This window comes from Pseudomonas sp. B6001 (assembly GCF_013386015.1).
Classification (GTDB): Bacteria; Pseudomonadota; Gammaproteobacteria; order Pseudomonadales; family Pseudomonadaceae; genus Aquipseudomonas.
This window is the reverse complement of the sequence record NZ_JACAOX010000019.1, coordinates 73,142-90,471: the sequence shown is the minus strand read 5'-3', so window position 1 is coordinate 90,471 and position 17,330 is coordinate 73,142. Positions and strand designations below refer to the sequence as shown.

General features: G+C 61.6%; 16 protein-coding genes, 1 tRNA gene and 1 pseudogene. 9 read left to right on the top strand and 9 right to left on the bottom strand.

Going from position 1 to position 17,330, the window contains the following annotated elements; translation table 11 throughout:
- Positions 1-35 precede the first annotated feature (35 nt).
- The 4 genes from HX821_RS21870 to HX821_RS21855 form a co-directional block, all read right to left on the bottom strand.
- Entirely contained in the window at positions 36-1,439 is a 1,404-nt protein-coding gene (locus HX821_RS21870) for a heavy metal sensor histidine kinase (RefSeq protein WP_177022675.1), read from the bottom strand.
- Positions 1,436-2,110, bottom strand: a complete 675-nt coding sequence (locus HX821_RS21865; protein WP_003214417.1) for a heavy metal response regulator transcription factor — start codon at positions 2,108-2,110, stop codon at positions 1,436-1,438. The genes HX821_RS21870 and HX821_RS21865 overlap by 4 nt, the downstream gene beginning before the upstream one ends.
- Before the next feature lie 219 nt (positions 2,111-2,329).
- Positions 2,330-2,515 (bottom strand): hypothetical protein, encoded by a 186-nt coding sequence (locus HX821_RS21860; RefSeq protein ID WP_008437498.1) that lies wholly within the window; start codon positions 2,513-2,515, stop codon positions 2,330-2,332.
- 160 nt (positions 2,516-2,675) lie between these two features.
- Positions 2,676-4,004 carry an OprD family porin gene (locus HX821_RS21855; RefSeq protein WP_134325732.1) on the bottom strand — a complete coding sequence of 443 codons (1,329 nt, stop codon included), beginning with the start codon at positions 4,002-4,004 and terminating at the stop codon, positions 2,676-2,678.
- Between the two features lie 238 nt (positions 4,005-4,242).
- Here HX821_RS21855 and HX821_RS21850 point away from each other — a divergent pair, with 238 nt between their 5' ends.
- The 4 genes and pseudogenes from HX821_RS21850 to HX821_RS21840 all read left to right on the top strand — a co-directional run bounded on the left by HX821_RS21850 (position 4,243) and on the right by HX821_RS21840 (position 6,628).
- Positions 4,243-4,575, top strand: coding sequence for a DUF2790 domain-containing protein (locus HX821_RS21850; RefSeq protein WP_177022676.1), 333 nt, complete (start codon positions 4,243-4,245; stop codon positions 4,573-4,575).
- A 49-nt stretch (positions 4,576-4,624) separates the two neighbouring features.
- Positions 4,625-5,458 (top strand): annotated as a pseudogene (locus HX821_RS32050) (PAS domain-containing protein); the annotation flags it as partial.
- 108 nt (positions 5,459-5,566) lie between these two features.
- The gene (locus HX821_RS32045) at positions 5,567-5,998 is read left to right on the top strand and encodes a methyl-accepting chemotaxis protein (protein ID WP_371132413.1); all 432 of its coding nucleotides are present in this window, start codon (positions 5,567-5,569) and stop codon (positions 5,996-5,998) included.
- Between the two features lie 54 nt (positions 5,999-6,052).
- The gene (locus tag HX821_RS21840; protein WP_003214424.1) at positions 6,053-6,628 is read left to right on the top strand and encodes a flavin reductase family protein; all 576 of its coding nucleotides are present in this window, start codon (positions 6,053-6,055) and stop codon (positions 6,626-6,628) included.
- Positions 6,629-6,792: 164 nt separating this feature from the next.
- Here HX821_RS21840 and HX821_RS21835 read toward each other — a convergent pair whose 3' ends face one another.
- On the bottom strand, positions 6,793-7,677 hold the full coding sequence (locus tag HX821_RS21835) for a LysR family transcriptional regulator (RefSeq protein WP_177036390.1): 885 nt from the start codon (positions 7,675-7,677) through the stop codon (positions 6,793-6,795).
- Between the two features lie 121 nt (positions 7,678-7,798).
- Between HX821_RS21835 and HX821_RS21830 the strand changes: the two genes are divergently transcribed.
- On the top strand, positions 7,799-9,169 hold the full coding sequence (locus tag HX821_RS21830; protein ID WP_218168066.1) for an MFS transporter: 1,371 nt from the start codon (positions 7,799-7,801) through the stop codon (positions 9,167-9,169).
- A gap of 121 nt (positions 9,170-9,290) precedes the next feature.
- Here HX821_RS21830 and HX821_RS21825 read toward each other — a convergent pair whose 3' ends face one another.
- Positions 9,291-10,091 (bottom strand): AraC family transcriptional regulator, encoded by an 801-nt coding sequence (locus HX821_RS21825; protein WP_003214430.1) that lies wholly within the window; start codon positions 10,089-10,091, stop codon positions 9,291-9,293.
- A gap of 137 nt (positions 10,092-10,228) precedes the next feature.
- Between HX821_RS21825 and HX821_RS21820 the strand changes: the two genes are divergently transcribed.
- The gene (locus HX821_RS21820) at positions 10,229-10,867 is read left to right on the top strand and encodes a LysE family translocator (RefSeq protein WP_177036388.1); all 639 of its coding nucleotides are present in this window, start codon (positions 10,229-10,231) and stop codon (positions 10,865-10,867) included.
- Positions 10,868-10,910: 43 nt separating this feature from the next.
- Complete coding sequence (gene ddlA, locus HX821_RS21815) at positions 10,911-12,005, top strand: D-alanine--D-alanine ligase (protein ID WP_177036387.1); 1,095 nt, start codon at positions 10,911-10,913, stop codon at positions 12,003-12,005.
- 97 nt (positions 12,006-12,102) lie between these two features.
- On the opposite strand, the gene HX821_RS21810 is transcribed toward ddlA, so the two are convergent.
- Positions 12,103-12,831, bottom strand: coding sequence for a polyphenol oxidase family protein (locus HX821_RS21810; protein WP_177036386.1), 729 nt, complete (start codon positions 12,829-12,831; stop codon positions 12,103-12,105).
- A 23-nt stretch (positions 12,832-12,854) separates the two neighbouring features.
- A complete protein-coding gene (gene ggt, locus HX821_RS21805) occupies positions 12,855-14,681 on the bottom strand; it encodes a gamma-glutamyltransferase (RefSeq protein WP_177036385.1) in 1,827 nt (608 codons plus the stop codon).
- 196 nt (positions 14,682-14,877) lie between these two features.
- Here ggt and HX821_RS21800 point away from each other — a divergent pair, with 196 nt between their 5' ends.
- Together HX821_RS21800 and HX821_RS21795 are read left to right on the top strand one after the other, a co-directional pair.
- Complete coding sequence (locus HX821_RS21800; protein ID WP_218182506.1) at positions 14,878-15,768, top strand: bifunctional helix-turn-helix transcriptional regulator/GNAT family N-acetyltransferase; 891 nt, start codon at positions 14,878-14,880, stop codon at positions 15,766-15,768.
- 165 nt (positions 15,769-15,933) lie between these two features.
- Positions 15,934-16,974, top strand: coding sequence for a DMT family transporter (locus HX821_RS21795; protein ID WP_177036383.1), 1,041 nt, complete (start codon positions 15,934-15,936; stop codon positions 16,972-16,974).
- A gap of 81 nt (positions 16,975-17,055) precedes the next feature.
- On the opposite strand, the gene HX821_RS21790 is transcribed toward HX821_RS21795, so the two are convergent.
- Positions 17,056-17,132, bottom strand: a tRNA-Met gene (locus tag HX821_RS21790).
- Between the last annotated feature and the right edge of the window lie 198 nt (positions 17,133-17,330).

Here is a 17,330-nt window from a genome sequence, read left to right as displayed (position 1 = left end):
TGTGGTGAGGGAGCAAGCTCCCTCACCACAATGGTTTATTGGCAGATAGCGTTGGTATGAAGGGGAAACACCAACCGAAACACAGTGAAATCTCCGGGCTCGCTGCTGACTTCTGCCCGGCCTTGATGCAGGGTCATGATCGACCGCACGATGGCCAGCCCCAGCCCGGTCCCCCCTTCGGAGCGGGCGCGGCTGCTGTCGACGCGGTAGAAACGCTCGAACAGGTTCGGCAGGTGGTGCGCTTCAATCCCCGGGCCCGGGTTGCCCACCGACAGCGAGACTTGCTGCCCGTGGGTTTCCACCTGCAACGACACCGTGGAAGCGTGCGGGGTATGCCTGATGGCATTGGACAACAAGTTGGAAATCGCCCGCTGAATCATCAGGCGATCGCCATGCACCGAGGCATCACCGTGAAGGCTCAGGCTCAGTTGCTTGTCTTCGGCACTCAACGCAAACAGTTCCATCACCCGGCGTGCTTCAGCGGCCAGGGACACGGGCGCAAACGAAACCCGCGCCGCCGGGTGGCTGACCTGTGCCAGGAACAGCATGTCGGAAACGATCCGCGCCAGCCGCTCCATTTCTTCGGTGCTGGATTCCAGCACCGCCTTGTACTCCTCGGGCGGGCGCTCCCGGGACAACGTCACCTGGGCCTTGCCCATCAAGTTGGTCAGTGGCGCGCGCAGTTCGTGGGCCAGGTCATCGGAGAACTGCGACAGCTGCTGCACACCGCCATCCAGGCCCTGCAGCATGAAATTGATGCCCTGCGCCAACTCGCCCAACTCGTTGGGCAAGTTATCCACAGCCAGGCGGTGGGTCAGATCCTGTGTGGTGACCTTGGCCGCGACGCGGCTGAACTGTTGCAGCGGTGCGAGCCCGCGTTGCACCACCCACCACGCGCCGATGCCGATCAGCAGCAACAGCAGCGGCAGGGCGATCACCGTGGAACGCAGGTAAGCACTGAGCAATGCCTGATCGTCCCTGCGGTCCAGGGACAGCAGCACCCGCACGCGTTCGCCGCTGGACAGGCGCATCAGGCTGGAGGCGCTGAGCACCTGGTTGCCGTTGCTGTCGTCCCAGTTCAGGTAACCGAGGGTCTGGCGTGGTGCGAAGTCGGTCAGTAACGGTTCCTGTGGCTTGGCACCGACGCTCAGCAGCACCGCTTCATCGGGTGCGGTGCCGACGATGGTCAGGTAGAAATTGTCATGCCCCATCACCAGGTCCATCAGCGAATGCGGGCGGGCTTTTATGTCGCGGGTGTCCAGGCCGAGGGCGAGGCTGTGCTGGATCTGCTCCATCTTGCTTTCCAAGCCCTTGCGCGCCAGTTTCTCAAGCTCGTGGGTCAGCGCCAGGTAGGCCAGTGTCGCGAGCAGCACCACCAGGCCCGCGCCCATCAGGCTCACCGTCAGCCCGAGGCGCATCGACAGGCTGCTGGCTTTCATTGGCGGGCCTCCAGCACATAGCCCACGCCGCGAATGGTATGGATCAGCTTGACGTCACTCTGGTCATCGACCTTGGCCCGCAGGCGGCTGATGGAGACCTCCACCACGTTGGTGTCGCAGTCGAAATTCATGTCCCACACCAGGGAAATAATCTGCGTGCGGGTCAGCACTTCGCCGGACTGACGCATCAGCACATGCAGCAGCGCGAACTCCTTGGTGGTCAGGTCAATGCGCCGGGTGCCGCGATAGGCGCGGTGGCGGCGCGGGTCCAGTTCAAGGTCCGACACGCGGAAGACTTCCGGCACCGGTATGTGCTCGCTGCGGCGCAACAGCGTGCGCACCCGGGCCAGCAATTCGGGGAATTCGAAGGGTTTGACCAGGTAATCATCGGCGCCCATGTCCAGGCCCTTGATCTTGTCAGTCAGCCGGCCACGGGCTGTGAGCATCATCACCCGTTGGTTGCTGTCGCGGCGCAGTTGCTCAAGCACTTCCCAGCCGTCCTTGGCCGGCAGGTTTACATCGAGAATCACCAGTTCATAAGCGTGTTGCCCGGCCAGGTGCAGGCCGTCCACGCCGCTGGCCGCGCAGTCGACCACGTAACCGCTTTCGGTCAGGCCCTGCTGCAGGTAGGCGGCGGTTTTTTGCTCGTCCTCAACCACAAGGATACGCATGGGGATTTACCTTTTACTGATAGAGAGAGACTGAAATTCGAATTTTCCGAAGCCTGAAGGCTGAAGTAGCTACAGGGTCAATCAGCCAGTTTGTGACTGGTTGTTGCGTTGCAGAACGGGCGAGCAAAAAAAACGCCCCATCCGGGGCGTTAAAAATTCATCTCTTTCCAAAGGAGCTACACAAAAGCTTCAGAGATGAATGTGCTCGGTGTGCGCCGTTCAGATCGACTGCTTCTGTGCGTCGGCGGGCGCGGTCTCGGCCACGGACTGTTCACCGTGGACCTGTTGCTGTTGCTGGCGGAACTCGGCGAGGAACTGCCGGGAGCGGTCGGCGCCGTCGTCGGCGAATGCGAGGGTGGAAGTGGCGCCGAGAAAACTGATCAATAACAGGTGGGATGGCTTCATGACGTTTCTCCAAATAAGGCGTGTGCCGTTAGTTGTGGCCAGTATATGAAGCGCAACTTAACGAGAAGGTGAGGCGCATATTACAGTTCTGACAGGCTTCAATTTGTGAACAGATGTTAGTCAACGGCAAATGAATGTAAGCATTTGCCGTTGTGTTCATTTACAGAATTGCCAATGGGTATTCGACAATCAACCGAACTTCTTCCAAGTCCGACTCAAAGGCACTTGAGCGAACGGTCGCCTGGCGCAAACGCAGCGACAGGTCTTTCAAGTTACCGCCCTGCACCACGTACTTCGCCTCGATATCCCGCTCCCAGCGGCGTTGATCGGTCAGCGGGTCGCCGGCCGCGTCACGGCGCATGTACACGCTGTTGGCGTTGCTGTAGTCGGCGCCGGTACCTTTGCCATAGCGGGTCATGAAGGTCAGGCCAGGAATGCCGAAGGCCTGCATGTCGAGGTTATAGGCGAGCATCCACGAGCGTTCCCTGGGCGAGTTGAAGTCGCTGTACTGGATCGAGTTGTTGAGGAAGATCGAGTCCGACATGCGCAGGTAGTCAAAGTCGTCATCGCCGTTGTTGCGCTGGTGCGACAGGGCCAGGCTGTGGGCGCCGACCTTGACCCCAAGCCTGGCGCTCCAGATGTTGTTATCGAACTCGCCAAGGCGTTTCTTGCCCTCGTCCACGGCCTTGTAATAGTTGAAGTCGCCAAACAGCGACACGTCATCGTTCAGCGGGTAGCTGGCGGCGCTGCCGAAGTAGTACTGGTCCCAGGCATCCTTCAGGCGGCTGGTGTACAGGCTGACGCTGAGGTGTTTGTTCACCTGGTAGTCGCCGCCGGCATAGCCGATCCAGGGTGAATCCACCTTGCCCGCATAAAAGGTCGCGAAGCCTTTATCCATGCCGCTCTGGGTGGGCTGGCTCATGCCGCTCAAGTGCCCGGCCTGCAAGCTCAAGCCGTCAATGCTGGTGTTTTGCGCGGTGACGCCACGGAAGCTTTCCGGCAACACCCGTGAGTCGCCGTAGGCCACCACCGGGGTGAGCGGGAACACGTCACCGGCCTTGATCACGGTATCCAGCAGGCGCACTTTTACCGCGCCGCCGAGCTTGCTGTAGCCATCCTCGGGGTGGTTGTCGCTGTCTACCGGCAGTACGCCGAACGAGCCCTTGCCGCCGCTGCGGCCGGTGCCGGAGTCGAGTTTCAGGCCATACATCGCAAACGCATCGAGGCCGAAACCCACCGGACCCTGAGTGAATCCGGATTCGAACTTGCCGATAAAACCCTGGGCCCAGGCTTCGGAATAGCCATTGCCGGTGGGGCTCGACTGGCCCTTGCGGTCATCGCGGTTGAAGTAGAAGTTGCGGGCCAGCACGTTCAAGGTGCTGCCTTCGATAAACCCTTCGGGTTTTTCTTCCACGGCCATGCCTGACAGCGGGGTGAGCCCCGCCAGGGCGGCAATCATGGAGAGTGAAAATGTGCGGTTAGTGCTCATGTAGCGCTCCTCGGTAGTGGCAGCTATCAGCTTCTTATCGATGGGGCATTCTTGTTGTGATGGTGCCCGGGCAGATAGTTGCAAACACGAGATAACGGCGAGGTGGCGCACAGATTACAATTTTGGAATTTCAATAAAACATAACGGATAAGTAATCTTTCGGTGAACTTTGCGACAGGCTTGGTTAGTTATTCTTGCTCTGAACTTTTAATTCAATAAGTCAGACGAGGACGCCCTCATGAATACCCTGAAAACCACTGTCGCTGCATTGGCCCTGATCGTTTCCGCCAGCGCGATGGCCGAAGGTGGAGGCGACCGCACCTTCGCCCAATTGATGCAAAACAATGAGCAAGCCATGGCCGCCTACGCCGCCAGAAAGGGCAAGCCCGCGCCCGAGGTGCTGGTGTATCGCTACGGCATGAAGCTGGACATTGCCAAGGTGGTGAATGTCACGCCGCCGATCCGCTCGTGCAGCGCGGTGCCGTCACGCATGACCTACGAAGACTCCACCGGCAAGCTCAACACGCTCCACTACCAAGTGATGGGCATCTGCCGTAACAACGGCAGTTGAGGGGCCGAAAAAATATAGTTGGGCAATGGGCTAAAGCTCTCTTAAGAAAATGCCGGCAGCGCCGATGCAGGTCAGATCCCGCCCTCATTTGCCCACCGGTGCCTCCATGTTCAACACCCGTCTCAAGCAGGAGCTGTCTGCTCTTCGCGAAGAATTATCCAGTTTGCAGCAGGTCAAGGAGAGCCTGGAAAGCGAAATGATGGCCCTGACCCTGGATCCCGAAGGGCGCATCGAGTCCGTCAATGCCATCTTCCTTCAAGAGATGGCTTACCAGGCAAGTCAGCTGCAAGGCCGCCTGATCGAGGATCTGGTGCCGGCGCACGTCAAGCACGACACCTTTCAACTGCGCTTCACGAACGCCCTGGTGCGTGGCGAACACTTCGCCGGTTCCGTACGCCTGATGCGCGGCAACGGCAATGAGGCGTGGCTGCGCTCCATCGTGCAACCGGTGCGTGGCAGTGACGGGCGTATCAAGCATATTTCGATGTACTCCAGCGACCTGACCCGCACTATCGAGGCGTCCCGCGAGCACGAAAACCTGATCACCGCGCTGGTGCGTTCCACGGCAGTGATCGAGTTCGACCTCAACGGTAATGTGCTGACGGCCAACGACCGTTTTCTCAACGGCATGGGTTACAGCCTGGCGCAGATCCAGGGCAAACATCACCGGATATTCTGTGAGCCGCAGGATGCCGGCAGCGTCGAGTACCAGCAGTTCTGGAAGCGCCTGAACGCCGGTGAATTCGTCGCGGGGCGCTTCAAGCGGGTGGACAGCCACGGGCGGGTGGTGTGGCTGGAGGCTTCGTATAACCCGGTGCTCGACGCCAACGAGCGGCTGTACAAAGTGGTCAAGTTCGCCACGGTGATCACCGACCAGGTCAACCAGGAACAGGCCGTGGCCGACGCGGCCAACATCGCCTACAGCACCTCGCTGCACACCGACAGCAGCGCCCAGCGCGGCACCACCGTGGTCACCCAGGCGGTGGAGGTGATGCGCGACCTGGCCAAGCACATGGAGCAGGCGGGTGAGGGCATTGAAGCGCTGAACGCCCAGTCCCAGGTGATTGGCAGCATCGTCAAGACCATCAGCGGCATCGCCGAGCAGACCAACCTGCTGGCACTCAACGCCGCCATCGAAGCCGCCCGCGCCGGTGAGCAAGGCCGTGGTTTTGCGGTGGTGGCCGACGAGGTTCGGCAACTGGCGTCGCGTACCAGCAAGGCCACCGAGGAAATCGTCGGCGTGGTGCGCCAGAACCAGGACATGGCCCGCGATGCAGTGGCGCTGATGACCGATGGCCGCCTGCAGGCCGAGCAAGGGCTGGCATTGGCGGCCGAGGCGGGCACAGTGATCGTCGAGATCCAGGACGGCGCCCAGAAGGTGGTCAGCGCCGTAGGGCAATTCGCCAATCAACTGAGCAGCTAGTCACCCGGGCTCATGCTTGAGGTATCGTAGGTTTTTTTTCCGAGCCTTTCGTCCATGAGCCCTAACCATCGCCGTCCCGTCCCGCTGTCCAAGGCCTACCGCTTGCTCAACCACGGCCCGACCGTACTGGTCAGCGCCGCGCACAACGGCCAGCGCAACATCATGGCCGCGGCCTGGGCGATGCCGCTGGATTTCGAGCCGCCCAAAGTCGCCGTCGTGCTGGATAAGGCCACCTGGACCCGGCAACTGCTCGAAGGCGCCGGCACTTTCGTGCTCAACGTACCGTGTGCGGCCCAGGCCGATATCGTGCAGACCGTGGGCAACACCACCGGCAGCGAGACCGACAAGTTCGCCGCATATGACTTGCAGACGTTCAGCGGCGAACACACCGAAGCGCCGATGCTTGAAGGCTGCGTGGCGTGGCTGGAATGCCGCTTGCTGCCGGAACCGCATAACCAGCAGACCTACGATCTGTTCCTCGCCGAAGTGGTGGCCGCCCAGGCTGATGAGCGCGTATTCAGCGACGGTCGCTGGCATTTCGAAGGGCAGGATGCGCTGCGTACCTTGCACCATGTGGCGGGCGGGCATTTCCTGACGATTGGTGAGCCGATTGATGGGCGACAGCTTTAAGCCCAGTGCCAATTCTTCCGGTACAGCCTGGTTTTGTGGCGAGGGAGCTTGCTCCCGCTGGAGCGCGAAGCGGTCCCATTGTTTCCTGCCAATACACTTGGTCGGTAGATATACGACTGCTGCGCAGCCGAGCGGGAGCAAGCGCCCTCGCCACAAAGTTTGTGCTACCACTGCGCCTTGCTGAGCGCCTCGGCAAACGCCATCAACTTCGGCGAGTACTGCCGCGATGGCGGATACACCAGCGATATCGCCCGACTGCGCCCGGCAAAGTCCTCCAGCAAGGGCACCAGGCGCCCGGCCGCCAGATCTTCCCGCACCGCAAAGTCCATCACCTGGGCGATGCCGAATCCGCCCAGCGCGCCGTCCACCAGCGCATCGCCGATATCAAAGATCAACCGCCCCTCGACACTCACGTCCTGCACCCTGCCATCGAGCATGAACTGCCAGTCCACCAGCCGGCTGGTGCGCAGGTTACGTACGGTCAGGCAATTGTGGTCCTTGAGTTCATCGACGGTCTGCGGCGTACCAAAACGCGCGAGATAAGCCGGTGCGGCGACGGTGACCCAGCGCAGCGGTGGCAGTGCCCGGGCGATCAGGCGTTGGTCCTGGATATCGCCGGTGCGCAGCAAGGCGTCAAAACCTTCGTCGACGATGTCCACCAGGCGGTCGGTCATTACCGCTTCAATGCGCAGATCGGGGTATTGCAGGGTCAGCTCGCCGATCACCGGCATCACCACCTTGCGGCCAAATAACGAAGGTGTGCTGATCTTCAGCAAACCGGACGGTGAGGCACGGCGGTCGAGCATTTGCCGCTCGGCTTCGGCCAGTTCAGCCAGCAGCGGCGCGCTGCGTTCATACAGCATCTGCCCGTCGGGCGTGAGGCTGACGCTGCGGGTGTTGCGTTGCAGCAGGCGCACACCCAGCTGGTTTTCCAGTCGGGAAATGGCCCGGGACAAGCCCGATTGGGTCAGCCCCAGGTCTCCGGCGGCGCGAGTGAAACTGCGGGTTTCGGCGACGCGCACCAGCAGGCGAACAGCATTCAGATCCATGATTAAAGTCATTACTGAAAGAGTGATAGGGCTATTTATCATCTGTTGGGCATGAAAGAAACTGGCGCCTCTCATTTTCAGGCAGGACGCTGTGATGTCTTCTTCTCGACCCTCTGGCTGGATGCTGTTGCTGCTGGCAACCGCGCAACTGATCATCGCCCTCGACGCGACCATTGTGTTTGTCGCGCTGCCCCAAATCGGCAGCCACCTGGGGTTTTCTGCCCAGCAATTGCAGTGGGTGGTCAGTGCCTACAGCGTGGCGTTTGGTGGCTTCCTGTTGCTGGGTGGTCAGGCGGCGGACCTGTTGGGCAAGCGGCGCTTGTACATGCTTGGCCAGTCGCTGTATGCGCTGTCTTCCCTGGCGGCGGTGCTCGGTGGCAGCGCCTTGCTGCTGGTGCTGGCGCGGGCGGTGCAGGGTGTGGGTGGGGCGCTGTTGTTCCCGGCCACGCTGGCGCTGATCAACACCCACTACGCCGAAGGGCCCGCGCGTAATCGGGCGTTTGCCGTGTGGAGCGCGGCGTCTGCGGCGGGCCTGGCATTGGGCGCGTTGCTCGGCGGCGTGCTGACCCAGGCCTGGGGCTGGGAAGCGGTGTTCCTGGTGAACGTGCCATTGGCCGGTGCCTGTGCCCTGGCGGCGCGCTACTGGATTCCCGCCGATGGCGAACGGGCCCGCGGGCGCAACTTTGATATCAGCGGCGCGTTGACCGTGACGCTGGGCGGCACCTTGCTGGTGTTCTCCCTGGTGCAGGGGCCGGAGTGGGGTTGGGCGGCACCGTCGACCCTGGGCTGCATGGCCCTGGCGTTGGTGCTGCTCGGGTTGTTTGGGTGGATCGAACACCGGGGCCGTGATCCGTTGATGCCGCTTCGCTTGTTGGGCTATCGCGAGTTGCGCATGGCCATGGTGTTGACGGCGGTGTTCATGAGCAGCTTTGGCGTGCAGTACTACTTTTTGGCGGTGTATTACCAGCAGGTCTACGGCTACAGCGTGTTGCAGGCGGGGTTGGCGTTTTTGCCGGCGACGCTGGTGTGCACCGCGGGCATCTGGCTGGCGGAGCGTTCATTGGCGCGTCTGGGGTTGCGCAACACCCTGGTCAGCGGCCAGTTGGCGGGCGCGGTGGGTATCGCTTTGGTATGTGTGGCGTTGCCGACGGGGGCGGGGTTCTGGTCGTTGCTGCCGGGGATTTTCATCCTGAGTATTGGCCAGGGCATGACCTGGACGGCGATGTGGGTGGCCGCCGGGCTGGGCATCCGGCCGGGCGAGCAGGGCGTGGCGGCAGGCATGGCGTCCACCAGCCAGCAGATTGGCGGTGCGTTGGGGCTGGCGTTGCTGGTGTCGTTGGCGAACGCCGGTGGGTCGACGGGCGCGGCGCAGGCGGGCGGGATTGAGCTGGCGTTGTGGTGGAGCGCGGCGATTGCCCTGGCGGGTGCGGTGCTGGCGTTAGCACTTAAAGAGCGAGCCCCAGCGTCGAATACGATTTCGGCAGCGACATAGTTCAACTGTAGGAGCTGGCTTGCCTGCGATAGCGGAGTGTCAGCCAACAATTTATTAACTGATCCACCGCTATCGCAGGCAAGCCAGCTCCTACAGGTTGATCGCATTTCAAGGCGGGATTTCAGCGCCCGAGCATCTTCACCCAGCGCGACGGCGGCATGCCGAAAGTGCTGCGGAACTGGCGGGTCATGTGGCTCTGGTCGGTGAAGCCGGCGGTCAGTGCCGCATCTACCAATGACTGGCCCTGGCCCAGCAGGCTGCGCACCAGGTCCAGGCGGCGCATGGTCAGGTAGCGATAGGGGCTGGTGCCGAACAACAAACGAAAATCCCGCGACAACGCCCAGCGGTCGCGGTTGGCGTATTCCGCCATTTCATCGAGGGTAATCGGCCGGCCCAGGGCACTGTGGATAAATTCCCGTGCGCGCTCGGCGGCCCGGTAGTCGAAGGTCTTGCGATTGACCGTGATGCCCGACGCGTTATTCAGCGCCTGGGCCAAGTCAAACATCGCGTCCTGTTCCTGCAGCGGGTCAATCGGGCAATCCAGGCTTTGCAGCAACACTTCACTGGCGCGGTACAGCCACGGGTCGCTGGACAATCCGCCGGGGATGAACGGTAACGGCTTGCCGCCGAGCACCTGCTGGATCAGCGCCGGCTCCACGTAAATCATCCGGTATTTGAAACCTTCCTCGCTGCCGGCCCAGCCGTCATGCACTTCATCGGGATGGATCACCATGGTCCGCCCCGGCAGGCTGTGGGTCATGCCGCCGCGATAGTGAAAGCTCTGCACACCGAACAGGGTACGGCCGATGGCATAGGTGTCGTGGCGATGGGGGTCGAAGCCAAACCCGGCAAAATACGCCTCGATGCGCTCCAGGCCACTGGCGTGGGGCGCGCGGTGCAGCCAGTCGATATTGGTCGCCATGATGAGTTGTCGCGCAAAGAGATCGAAATACGGTAACCCAGTCTGAATCCGCTGTCTGCCGGGGTCTTGTACGATTGTGCAGGGCGGGTACCGGGCATATGATCCTTATTCCTGCACTGCCCTCGGCGGAATCCCACATGGAATTGTTCAATCCGGCCTACGTGGCTCCTCTGGTCTCGCTGGCCCTGCTCTGGACCGTCGCGGTCGTCACGCCTGGCCCGAACTTCTTCAACACCGCGCAACTGGCCGCCAGTTGTTCACGCCGCCATGGCGTGGTGGCGTCGGCTGGCGTGGCCACCGGCACCGTGATGTGGGGTCTGGCAGGCGGTTTGGGGATCAAGTCGCTGTTCACCGCAGCACCCATGTTGTACCTGGCGTTCAAGATCATCGGCGGCTGCTACCTGATTTACCTGGGGTTGAAACTGTTCCGGCGCTCGGCACCGTCGATGGCCCAGAACCTGTTGCCCGACGAACCTCGGCGTTCACTGTTCTCCGCCTGGCGCCTGGGTTTGCTGGGCAACCTGTCCAACCCCAAGGCGGCGTTGTTCGTCGCGACGATCTTTGCATCCACCATGCCCCAATCACCCTCGCCGATGCTGCTGACCCTGGCCGTGATCACTATGGCGACCTTGTCATTCAGTTGGTACTCCTGCGTGGCGCTGGTGTTTTCCAGTGAGCGGATGGCCAACGTCTATGCCCGCTCGCGCAAGTGGCTGGACCGGTTTGCCGGTGGTTGTTATGTGCTGTTCGGGGCCACGCTGGTAGCGAATCGCTGACGGCTCATGGTAAGAAGCCTTACTTTCAAACGTGAGGCCGATCATGAGCAAGCTGCGGGTAGGGATTATTTTTGGTGGCCGTTCGGCCGAGCACGAAGTGTCGCTGCAATCGGCGCGCAACATCGTCGATGCACTGGACCGTTCGCGCTTTGAGCCGATCCTGATCGGCATCGACAAGGCTGGCCACTGGCACCTCAACGACACCTCGGGCTTTCTGCTCAACGAAGAAAACCCGGCGCTGATCGCCCTCAATCAATCCAATCGTGAACTGGCCGTGGTGCCGGGCAAGGCCAGCCAGCAACTGGTGGAAACCGCCAGCCAGGCCTCGCTGGAACATGTCGATGTGATCTTCCCGATCGTCCACGGCACCCTCGGCGAAGACGGCTGCCTGCAAGGCCTGCTGCGCATGGCCGACTTGCCGTTTGTCGGCTCCGACGTGCTGGGCTCGGCGGTGTGCATGGACAAGGACGTCAGCAAACGCCTGCTGCGCGATGCCGGGATTGCCGTGACACCGTTCATTACCCTCAACCGCAGGAATGCGGCGCGTACCACCTTCGAACACGCCCAACAAAAACTCGGATTGCCGATGTTCGTGAAACCGGCGAACCAGGGTTCGTCCGTGGGTGTGAGCAAGGTGGGCAGCGAGGCTGAATATCATGCCGCCGTAGAACTGGCCCTCGGGTTTGATGAAAAGGTGCTGGTGGAGTCGGCGGTCAAAGGCCGGGAAATCGAATGCGCCGTGTTGGGTAACGAGAATCCCATCGCCAGCGGCTGTGGCGAGATCGTGGTGCGGGACGGGTTCTATTCCTACGACAGCAAATACATCGATGACCAGGCAGCCCAGGTGGTGGTGCCGGCGGACATCAGTGTTGAAGACAGCGAGCGTATTCGTGCGTTGGCTATCGAAGCGTTTGAAACCCTGGGCTGTGCCGGGCTGGCGCGGGTGGATGTGTTTCTGACGGATGAGGGGGAGGTGCTGATCAACGAGATCAACTCGTTGCCGGGCTTTACGCGCATCAGCATGTATCCGAAGCTGTGGCAGGCGGCTGGCATGAGCTACAGCGAGCTGGTGAGCCGGTTGATCGAGCTGGCGCTGGAGCGGCATGCGGGGCGTAAGGGGCTGAAGATCAGCCGCTAAAGATCAAATGTGGGAGCTGGCTTGCCTGCGATAGCGGTGGATCAGTGAATAAAATATTGACTGACACTCCGTCATCGCAGGCAAGCCAGCTCCCACACTAGATTTGCGCAGTCCTGGAAATCCACGAATACAACAACGTCTTGCGCTCCGTACTGTCATGGGTCCTTCGGCGGTAACTCGCAAATGCAGGCGAGGTGCAATACGTACACACCTCGCTCACTTCAACCTGCTCAGGATTTATCCCTGCCGCCTCCAGCAAGATCAGCGCATAACGGCCCAAATCAAACCACGCACTCAACGCCTGCCTGGGTTCTGGCGGCTGAATCTCCGGTGCCAACAACGGCGCCGGCTGCTCAAACGTCCACGGCGCATTTGCATCCCGCCACAAATGCCCCTGACTCGCCTGCAGCTGCGCCACAAACTCGCCACTCACCTCATAACAACACGGCTTGATCGACGGCCCGATCGCAATCCGCAACTGGTCCAACGCCACTCCCTCGGCGGCAAACCGTTGCATGGCATTGGCGATGATCCCGCCTTGCAGCCCCTTCCAGCCGCCATGAATCGCAGCGACAAAATCCCCGCTCTCCGAGGCCATCAGCAACGGCAGGCAATCGGCGGTGATCACCGCAATCGGCTGCACATCCCGGCTGAAAACCCCGTCAGCCTCCACCGTGTTGGGCGTAAGCTCCGGGTGCCATTCAATGGTCGTGGCGCTGTGCACCTGCTTGCAGATGAACACCTCGTCGGGCCGCAATGGATCGTCAATCGTACAAAACCCATGGTCGACGCCAGCCAGGGCGCCGAGGTTATTTGCCTTGTGCACGCGCAGCTCTCCAGTGAGTCAATTCAATCCCCCAGCGCTTCGCCTTCACGGCGTGGATCAGCCCCGCCGATCAACGACGCCTTGCCCTGCGCATCGCGCACCCGGACGATCGCCTGGGCGCCGCTGGTCATGTCGATTTCGCTCAGGGCGTGGCCCTTGTCCTTCAGTGCCTGTTTCAGCTGAGCACTGAACAACCCGGCTTCCAGCTCGGTCGCGCCGTTGCGACTGCCGAAGTTGGGCAGGCCGACGGCCGCTTGCGGGTCGAGGTTCCAGTCGAGCATGGCCACCAGGGATTTGCTCACATATTCGATGATCTGCGAACCGCCCGGCGAACCCACCGTGGCCACCCACTCACCGCTCTGGCGATCAAACACCAGGGTCGGTGCCATCGACGAACGCGGGCGCTTGCCCGGCTCGATCCGGTTGGCCACCGGCTGGCCGTTCTCTTCGGGGATGAAGGAGAAGTCAGTCATCTGGTTATTCAGCAAAAAGCCCTGGACCATTACATGGGAACCGAATGCGGACTCCACCGTGGTGGTCATCGACACCGCGCCACCCACGTCATCCACCGCCACCACTTGCGAGGTGGAAATGCGCAACGGCGAGCGATCCGGCGCGTAGGCCACTTCAATTCCCGCAGGCTTGCCCGGCTTGGCGACGCCCATGCTGCGCTCACCGATCAATGCGGCCCGCCCGGCCAGATAGTCCGGCGCGACCAGCCCGGCCACCGGCACCGGCACGTAGTCGGAATCCGCCACGTACTGGGCGCGGTCGGCATAGGCCAGGCGGTCGGCCTCGGCGATCAGATGCACCGCTTCAGGCACCGGTTCCAGGCCGGCCGGGGAGTCGCTCTTCACCGGCTTCAACAGCCCAAGCGTCATACGCGGGTCGCGGGTTTCCAGGGCCTGCAACGTGCCGAGGATCTGCGCAATGGCGATCCCGCCCGACGACGGCGGCGGCATGCCGCAGACTTTCCAGCGTTTGTAGTCGGTGCACAACGGCGCCCGCTCAACTGCGCTGTAGCCCTTGAGGTCGGTCAGCGTCAGGCTGCCGGCGTTACTGTTGCCTTGCACCTTGCGGGTGATTTCGTCGGCAATCGGGCCGTAGTACAGCGCGTCCGGCCCTTCCTTGGCGATGCGCTTGAACACGTTGGCCAGCGCCGGGTTTTTCAGCAGCGTACCGGTGGCCTTCGGGCTGCCGTCGGCATTCAGGAAGTACGCGGTCATTTCCGGCGAGCGGCTGATGTAGCGGTCAGCGGCAATCAGGCTGTGCAGGCGCGCAGAGATCGGGAAACCCTCTTCGGCCAGGCGAATGGCCGGCTCAAACAGTTTGGCCCATTGCAGGTGGCCGGTCTTTTTATGGGCCATTTCCAGGGCACGCAACACCCCCGGGGTGGCCACCGAACGCCCGCCAATCTGCGCCTGCGGGAACGACATCGGCGTGCCATCGGCGTTGAGGAACAACCGCTCGGTAGCGCCCGCCGGTGCGGTTTCGCGACCGTCGTAGGCGTGCACCTGCTTGCCGTCCCACAGCATGATGAACGCGCCGCCGCCGATCCCGGAGGACTGCGGCTCCACCAGGGTCAGCACAGCCTGCATGGCAATCGCGGCGTCGATGGCCGAGCCGCCCTTGCGCAATATCTCGCGCCCGGCTTCGGCGGCCAGCGGGTTGGCGGCGGCGGCCATGTGGCGCTCGGCGTGGCGGGGGCTCATGTCGGTGCGATAGCCCGAGCCGAGCTCCGGGGCGGGCGGCAGTTCCGGCGCGGTAGCGCTGTGGCAGGCGGCGAGGGTGAGGGCGGCGGTGATCAGCGAGAGGGTGAAAAGGCGTTGGCGGTGAAAAATCGAAAACACGCGATGACTCCGTTCATTTGAGAATGATCTGTTGTCCGTGGGGAGGGAATGTACCTCAGTGGTTTGCAGGTTGGGAGATTGATCTGTATTTGGTTGTGCGGTACAACTATGTCTCTCATCATTCGGGCAAGAGGTTTCCCCCGTGAACCGTTCCAAGCCAGACCTTATCGATCAGATCCGCTGTGCCTCGCGTCTTATGGTGCGAGAGCTGGGCTTCATGCAGCCGAAGTTGGCGGCCAGCAGTTACCCACCGTCATCGGTGCACACGATTGTTGAAATCGGCGAGCATGGCGCGCTGACAGCGGCTGAACTGGTCATGTTGCTGGGGCTGGAAAAGTCGTCGGTGAGCCGCATGGTGCGCAAGCTGGTCGAGGCGGGCGAGCTGGAAGAGTTTGCCAACGAGGACGATGCCCGTTCGAAAAAGCTGCGCCTCACCACACGAGGCCAGAAGACGTTACGCGACATTGAAACGTTTGCCCGGCGCCAGGTGGGCGAGGCGTTTGGCGACTTGTCCAGCGAACAGCAACAGGCCGTCAGCCGCGGGCTCGATCAATACGCCGCAGCCCTGCAAACCCAACGTACTGGCGCCCGGCAGCCGAGGCACTACCGCATTGCCCATGGCTACCGGCCAGGCATCATCGGGCGTATCGCGCAGATGCACGCCGAGTACTACGCCCAGCATGCGAATTTTGGCCAGCCGTTTGAAAGCCTGGTGGCGGCGGACATGGCCGAGTTGATGGGGCGCCTGGCCAACCCGCGCAACCAAGTCTGGGCAGTGCTGGACGCAGAGCAGATCGTCGGTTCGATCGCGATTGATGGCGAGGGCGAAAACGGCGAGGCGATCCTGCGCTGCTTCATCCTCGACCCGTCTGCCCACGGCCAGGGCTTGGGTAAACGGTTGTTGAAAGAGGCGCTGGATTTCTGTGACGGGCACCGGTTTCCGGCGGTGCGGCTGTGGACGTTCAAGGGCCTGGATGTGGCGCGCAAGCTTTATGAAAGCGCGGGTTTTGTGCTGGCGTCCGAGCAGGAGGGGCAGCAGTGGGGCAAGTCTGTGGTGGAGCAGTGTTTTGTGCGGCAAGGGGTTTGACATACAGCGCCCCAGTAAGAGGCGCTCAGTGCTGATGCCGGTAGCGGGGAATGTTATGCGTCACCTTCTTGTGGTTCGCCAGCCAGGCTGGCATTCACATAATTCTTACCCGGGCACGGCTATGATGCTCGTCCTTATGCAATAAGCCTGACAGGGCGGCCCATTATGAATGTGAGCATTCTCTACGCGTTGGCGGCGGCGGCGTTGTTCGGCGCCAGCACTCCGCTTGCCAAGCTCCTGGGGGTGGATACGCCGCCCATCCTGTTGGCCGGGCTGCTCTATCTGGGCAGCGGCCTGGGCCTGGCCATCGTTCGGTTTGCTCGCGACCACGGCTGGAAACAGCCCGGGCTTGCAGCCGGAGAGTGGCCCTGGTTGGTGGGCGCCATTGTCTTTGGGGGCGTGCTTGCGCCTGTGGCGCTCATGTACGGGCTCACCCGCACAGCGGGCGCCACCGCATCGCTGATGCTCAATCTTGAGTCGGTGCTCACGGCCGTGCTGGCGTGGGTCGTGTTCAAAGAGAACGCAGATCGCCGCATCGTGATCGGCATGATCGCTATTGTTCTGGGCGGGATCGTTTTGTCATGGCCGCACGGGACAGCGACGGCTCATGATTGGACGGGGCCGTTGGCCGTGGCTTTCGCCTGTTTTTGTTGGGCCATCGACAATAACCTGACCCGTAAGGTCTCTGCCTCGGATGCGCTGTTTATCGCCGGCAGCAAAGGCTTGGCGGCGGGTGTGGTCAATTGCTGTTTGGCGTTGGCCATCGGGTCGCAACTGCCAGCGGTGGCCACGCTCGGGTCAACCATGGTGGTTGGGCTGCTTGGGTATGGCGTGAGTCTGGTGCTGTTTGTGCTCGCTCTGCGCGGGCTTGGCAGTGCGCGCACCGGGGCCTATTTTTCCACGGCTCCCTTCCTGGGCGCGGTGATCTCGATCCTGATCCTGGGCGAGTCGGTTTCGCTGATGTTCTTGCTCGCGGCCGCCTTGATGGCCATCGGGGTGTGGATTCATTTGATGGAACATCATGCGCACGAGCATCAGCACGATCCCCTCACACACGGTCATCGCCATACACACGATGAGCACCACCAGCATGTGCATAACTTTGCGTGGGACGGTACCGAGCCACATAGTCATGCCCATGAGCACGCACCGATCCAGCACAGTCATGCGCACTTTCCCGATGTACACCATCGGCATAAACACTGACTTTTCTAGGGCAATAGGGCGGTGTGCTTTTCTTCAGGCATAAAAAAACGGCCTACCTTTCGGTAAGCCGTTTTTAGTACTTGGTGGCTACACAGGGACTTGAACCCCGGACCCCAGCATTATGAATGCTATGCTCTAACCAACTGAGCTATGTAGCCAAGTGGCGCGCATTATTCGCGGAGAACGGGAATGCGTCAAGCGCTTTTTTTGAAAATTTATCTACGCTATCAACTGTTTAACGGGAAACACCGGGTTTGGTGACGAGCGGTTGGGGTTTGCGCAGGTCCCAAGGCAGCGAAGATCAAAAGGTGGGAGCGGGCTTGCTCGCGAATGCGGTGTGTCAGTCAGCAGAGGTA

Bases quoted from the DNA above. Each gene is read 5' to 3' on its own strand.
- HX821_RS21870 (WP_177022675.1), bottom strand. From the start codon at position 1,439: ATGAAAGCCAGCAGCCTGTCGATGCGCCTCGGGCTGACGGTGAGCCTG.
- HX821_RS21865 (WP_003214417.1), bottom strand. From the start codon at position 2,110: ATGCGTATCCTTGTGGTTGAGGACGAGCAAAAAACCGCCGCCTACCTG.
- HX821_RS21860 (WP_008437498.1), bottom strand. From the start codon at position 2,515: ATGAAGCCATCCCACCTGTTATTGATCAGTTTTCTCGGCGCCACTTCC.
- HX821_RS21855 (WP_134325732.1), bottom strand. From the start codon at position 4,004: ATGAGCACTAACCGCACATTTTCACTCTCCATGATTGCCGCCCTGGCG.
- HX821_RS21850 (WP_177022676.1), top strand. From the start codon at position 4,243: ATGAATACCCTGAAAACCACTGTCGCTGCATTGGCCCTGATCGTTTCC.
- HX821_RS32045 (WP_371132413.1), top strand. From the start codon at position 5,567: ATGCGCGACCTGGCCAAGCACATGGAGCAGGCGGGTGAGGGCATTGAA.
- HX821_RS21840 (WP_003214424.1), top strand. From the start codon at position 6,053: ATGAGCCCTAACCATCGCCGTCCCGTCCCGCTGTCCAAGGCCTACCGC.
- HX821_RS21835 (WP_177036390.1), bottom strand. From the start codon at position 7,677: ATGGATCTGAATGCTGTTCGCCTGCTGGTGCGCGTCGCCGAAACCCGC.
- HX821_RS21830 (WP_218168066.1), top strand. From the start codon at position 7,799: ATGCTGTTGCTGCTGGCAACCGCGCAACTGATCATCGCCCTCGACGCG.
- HX821_RS21825 (WP_003214430.1), bottom strand. From the start codon at position 10,091: ATGGCGACCAATATCGACTGGCTGCACCGCGCGCCCCACGCCAGTGGC.
- HX821_RS21820 (WP_177036388.1), top strand. From the start codon at position 10,229: ATGGAATTGTTCAATCCGGCCTACGTGGCTCCTCTGGTCTCGCTGGCC.
- ddlA (WP_177036387.1), top strand. From the start codon at position 10,911: ATGAGCAAGCTGCGGGTAGGGATTATTTTTGGTGGCCGTTCGGCCGAG.
- HX821_RS21800 (WP_218182506.1), top strand. From the start codon at position 14,878: ATGGTGCGAGAGCTGGGCTTCATGCAGCCGAAGTTGGCGGCCAGCAGT.
- HX821_RS21795 (WP_177036383.1), top strand. From the start codon at position 15,934: ATGAATGTGAGCATTCTCTACGCGTTGGCGGCGGCGGCGTTGTTCGGC.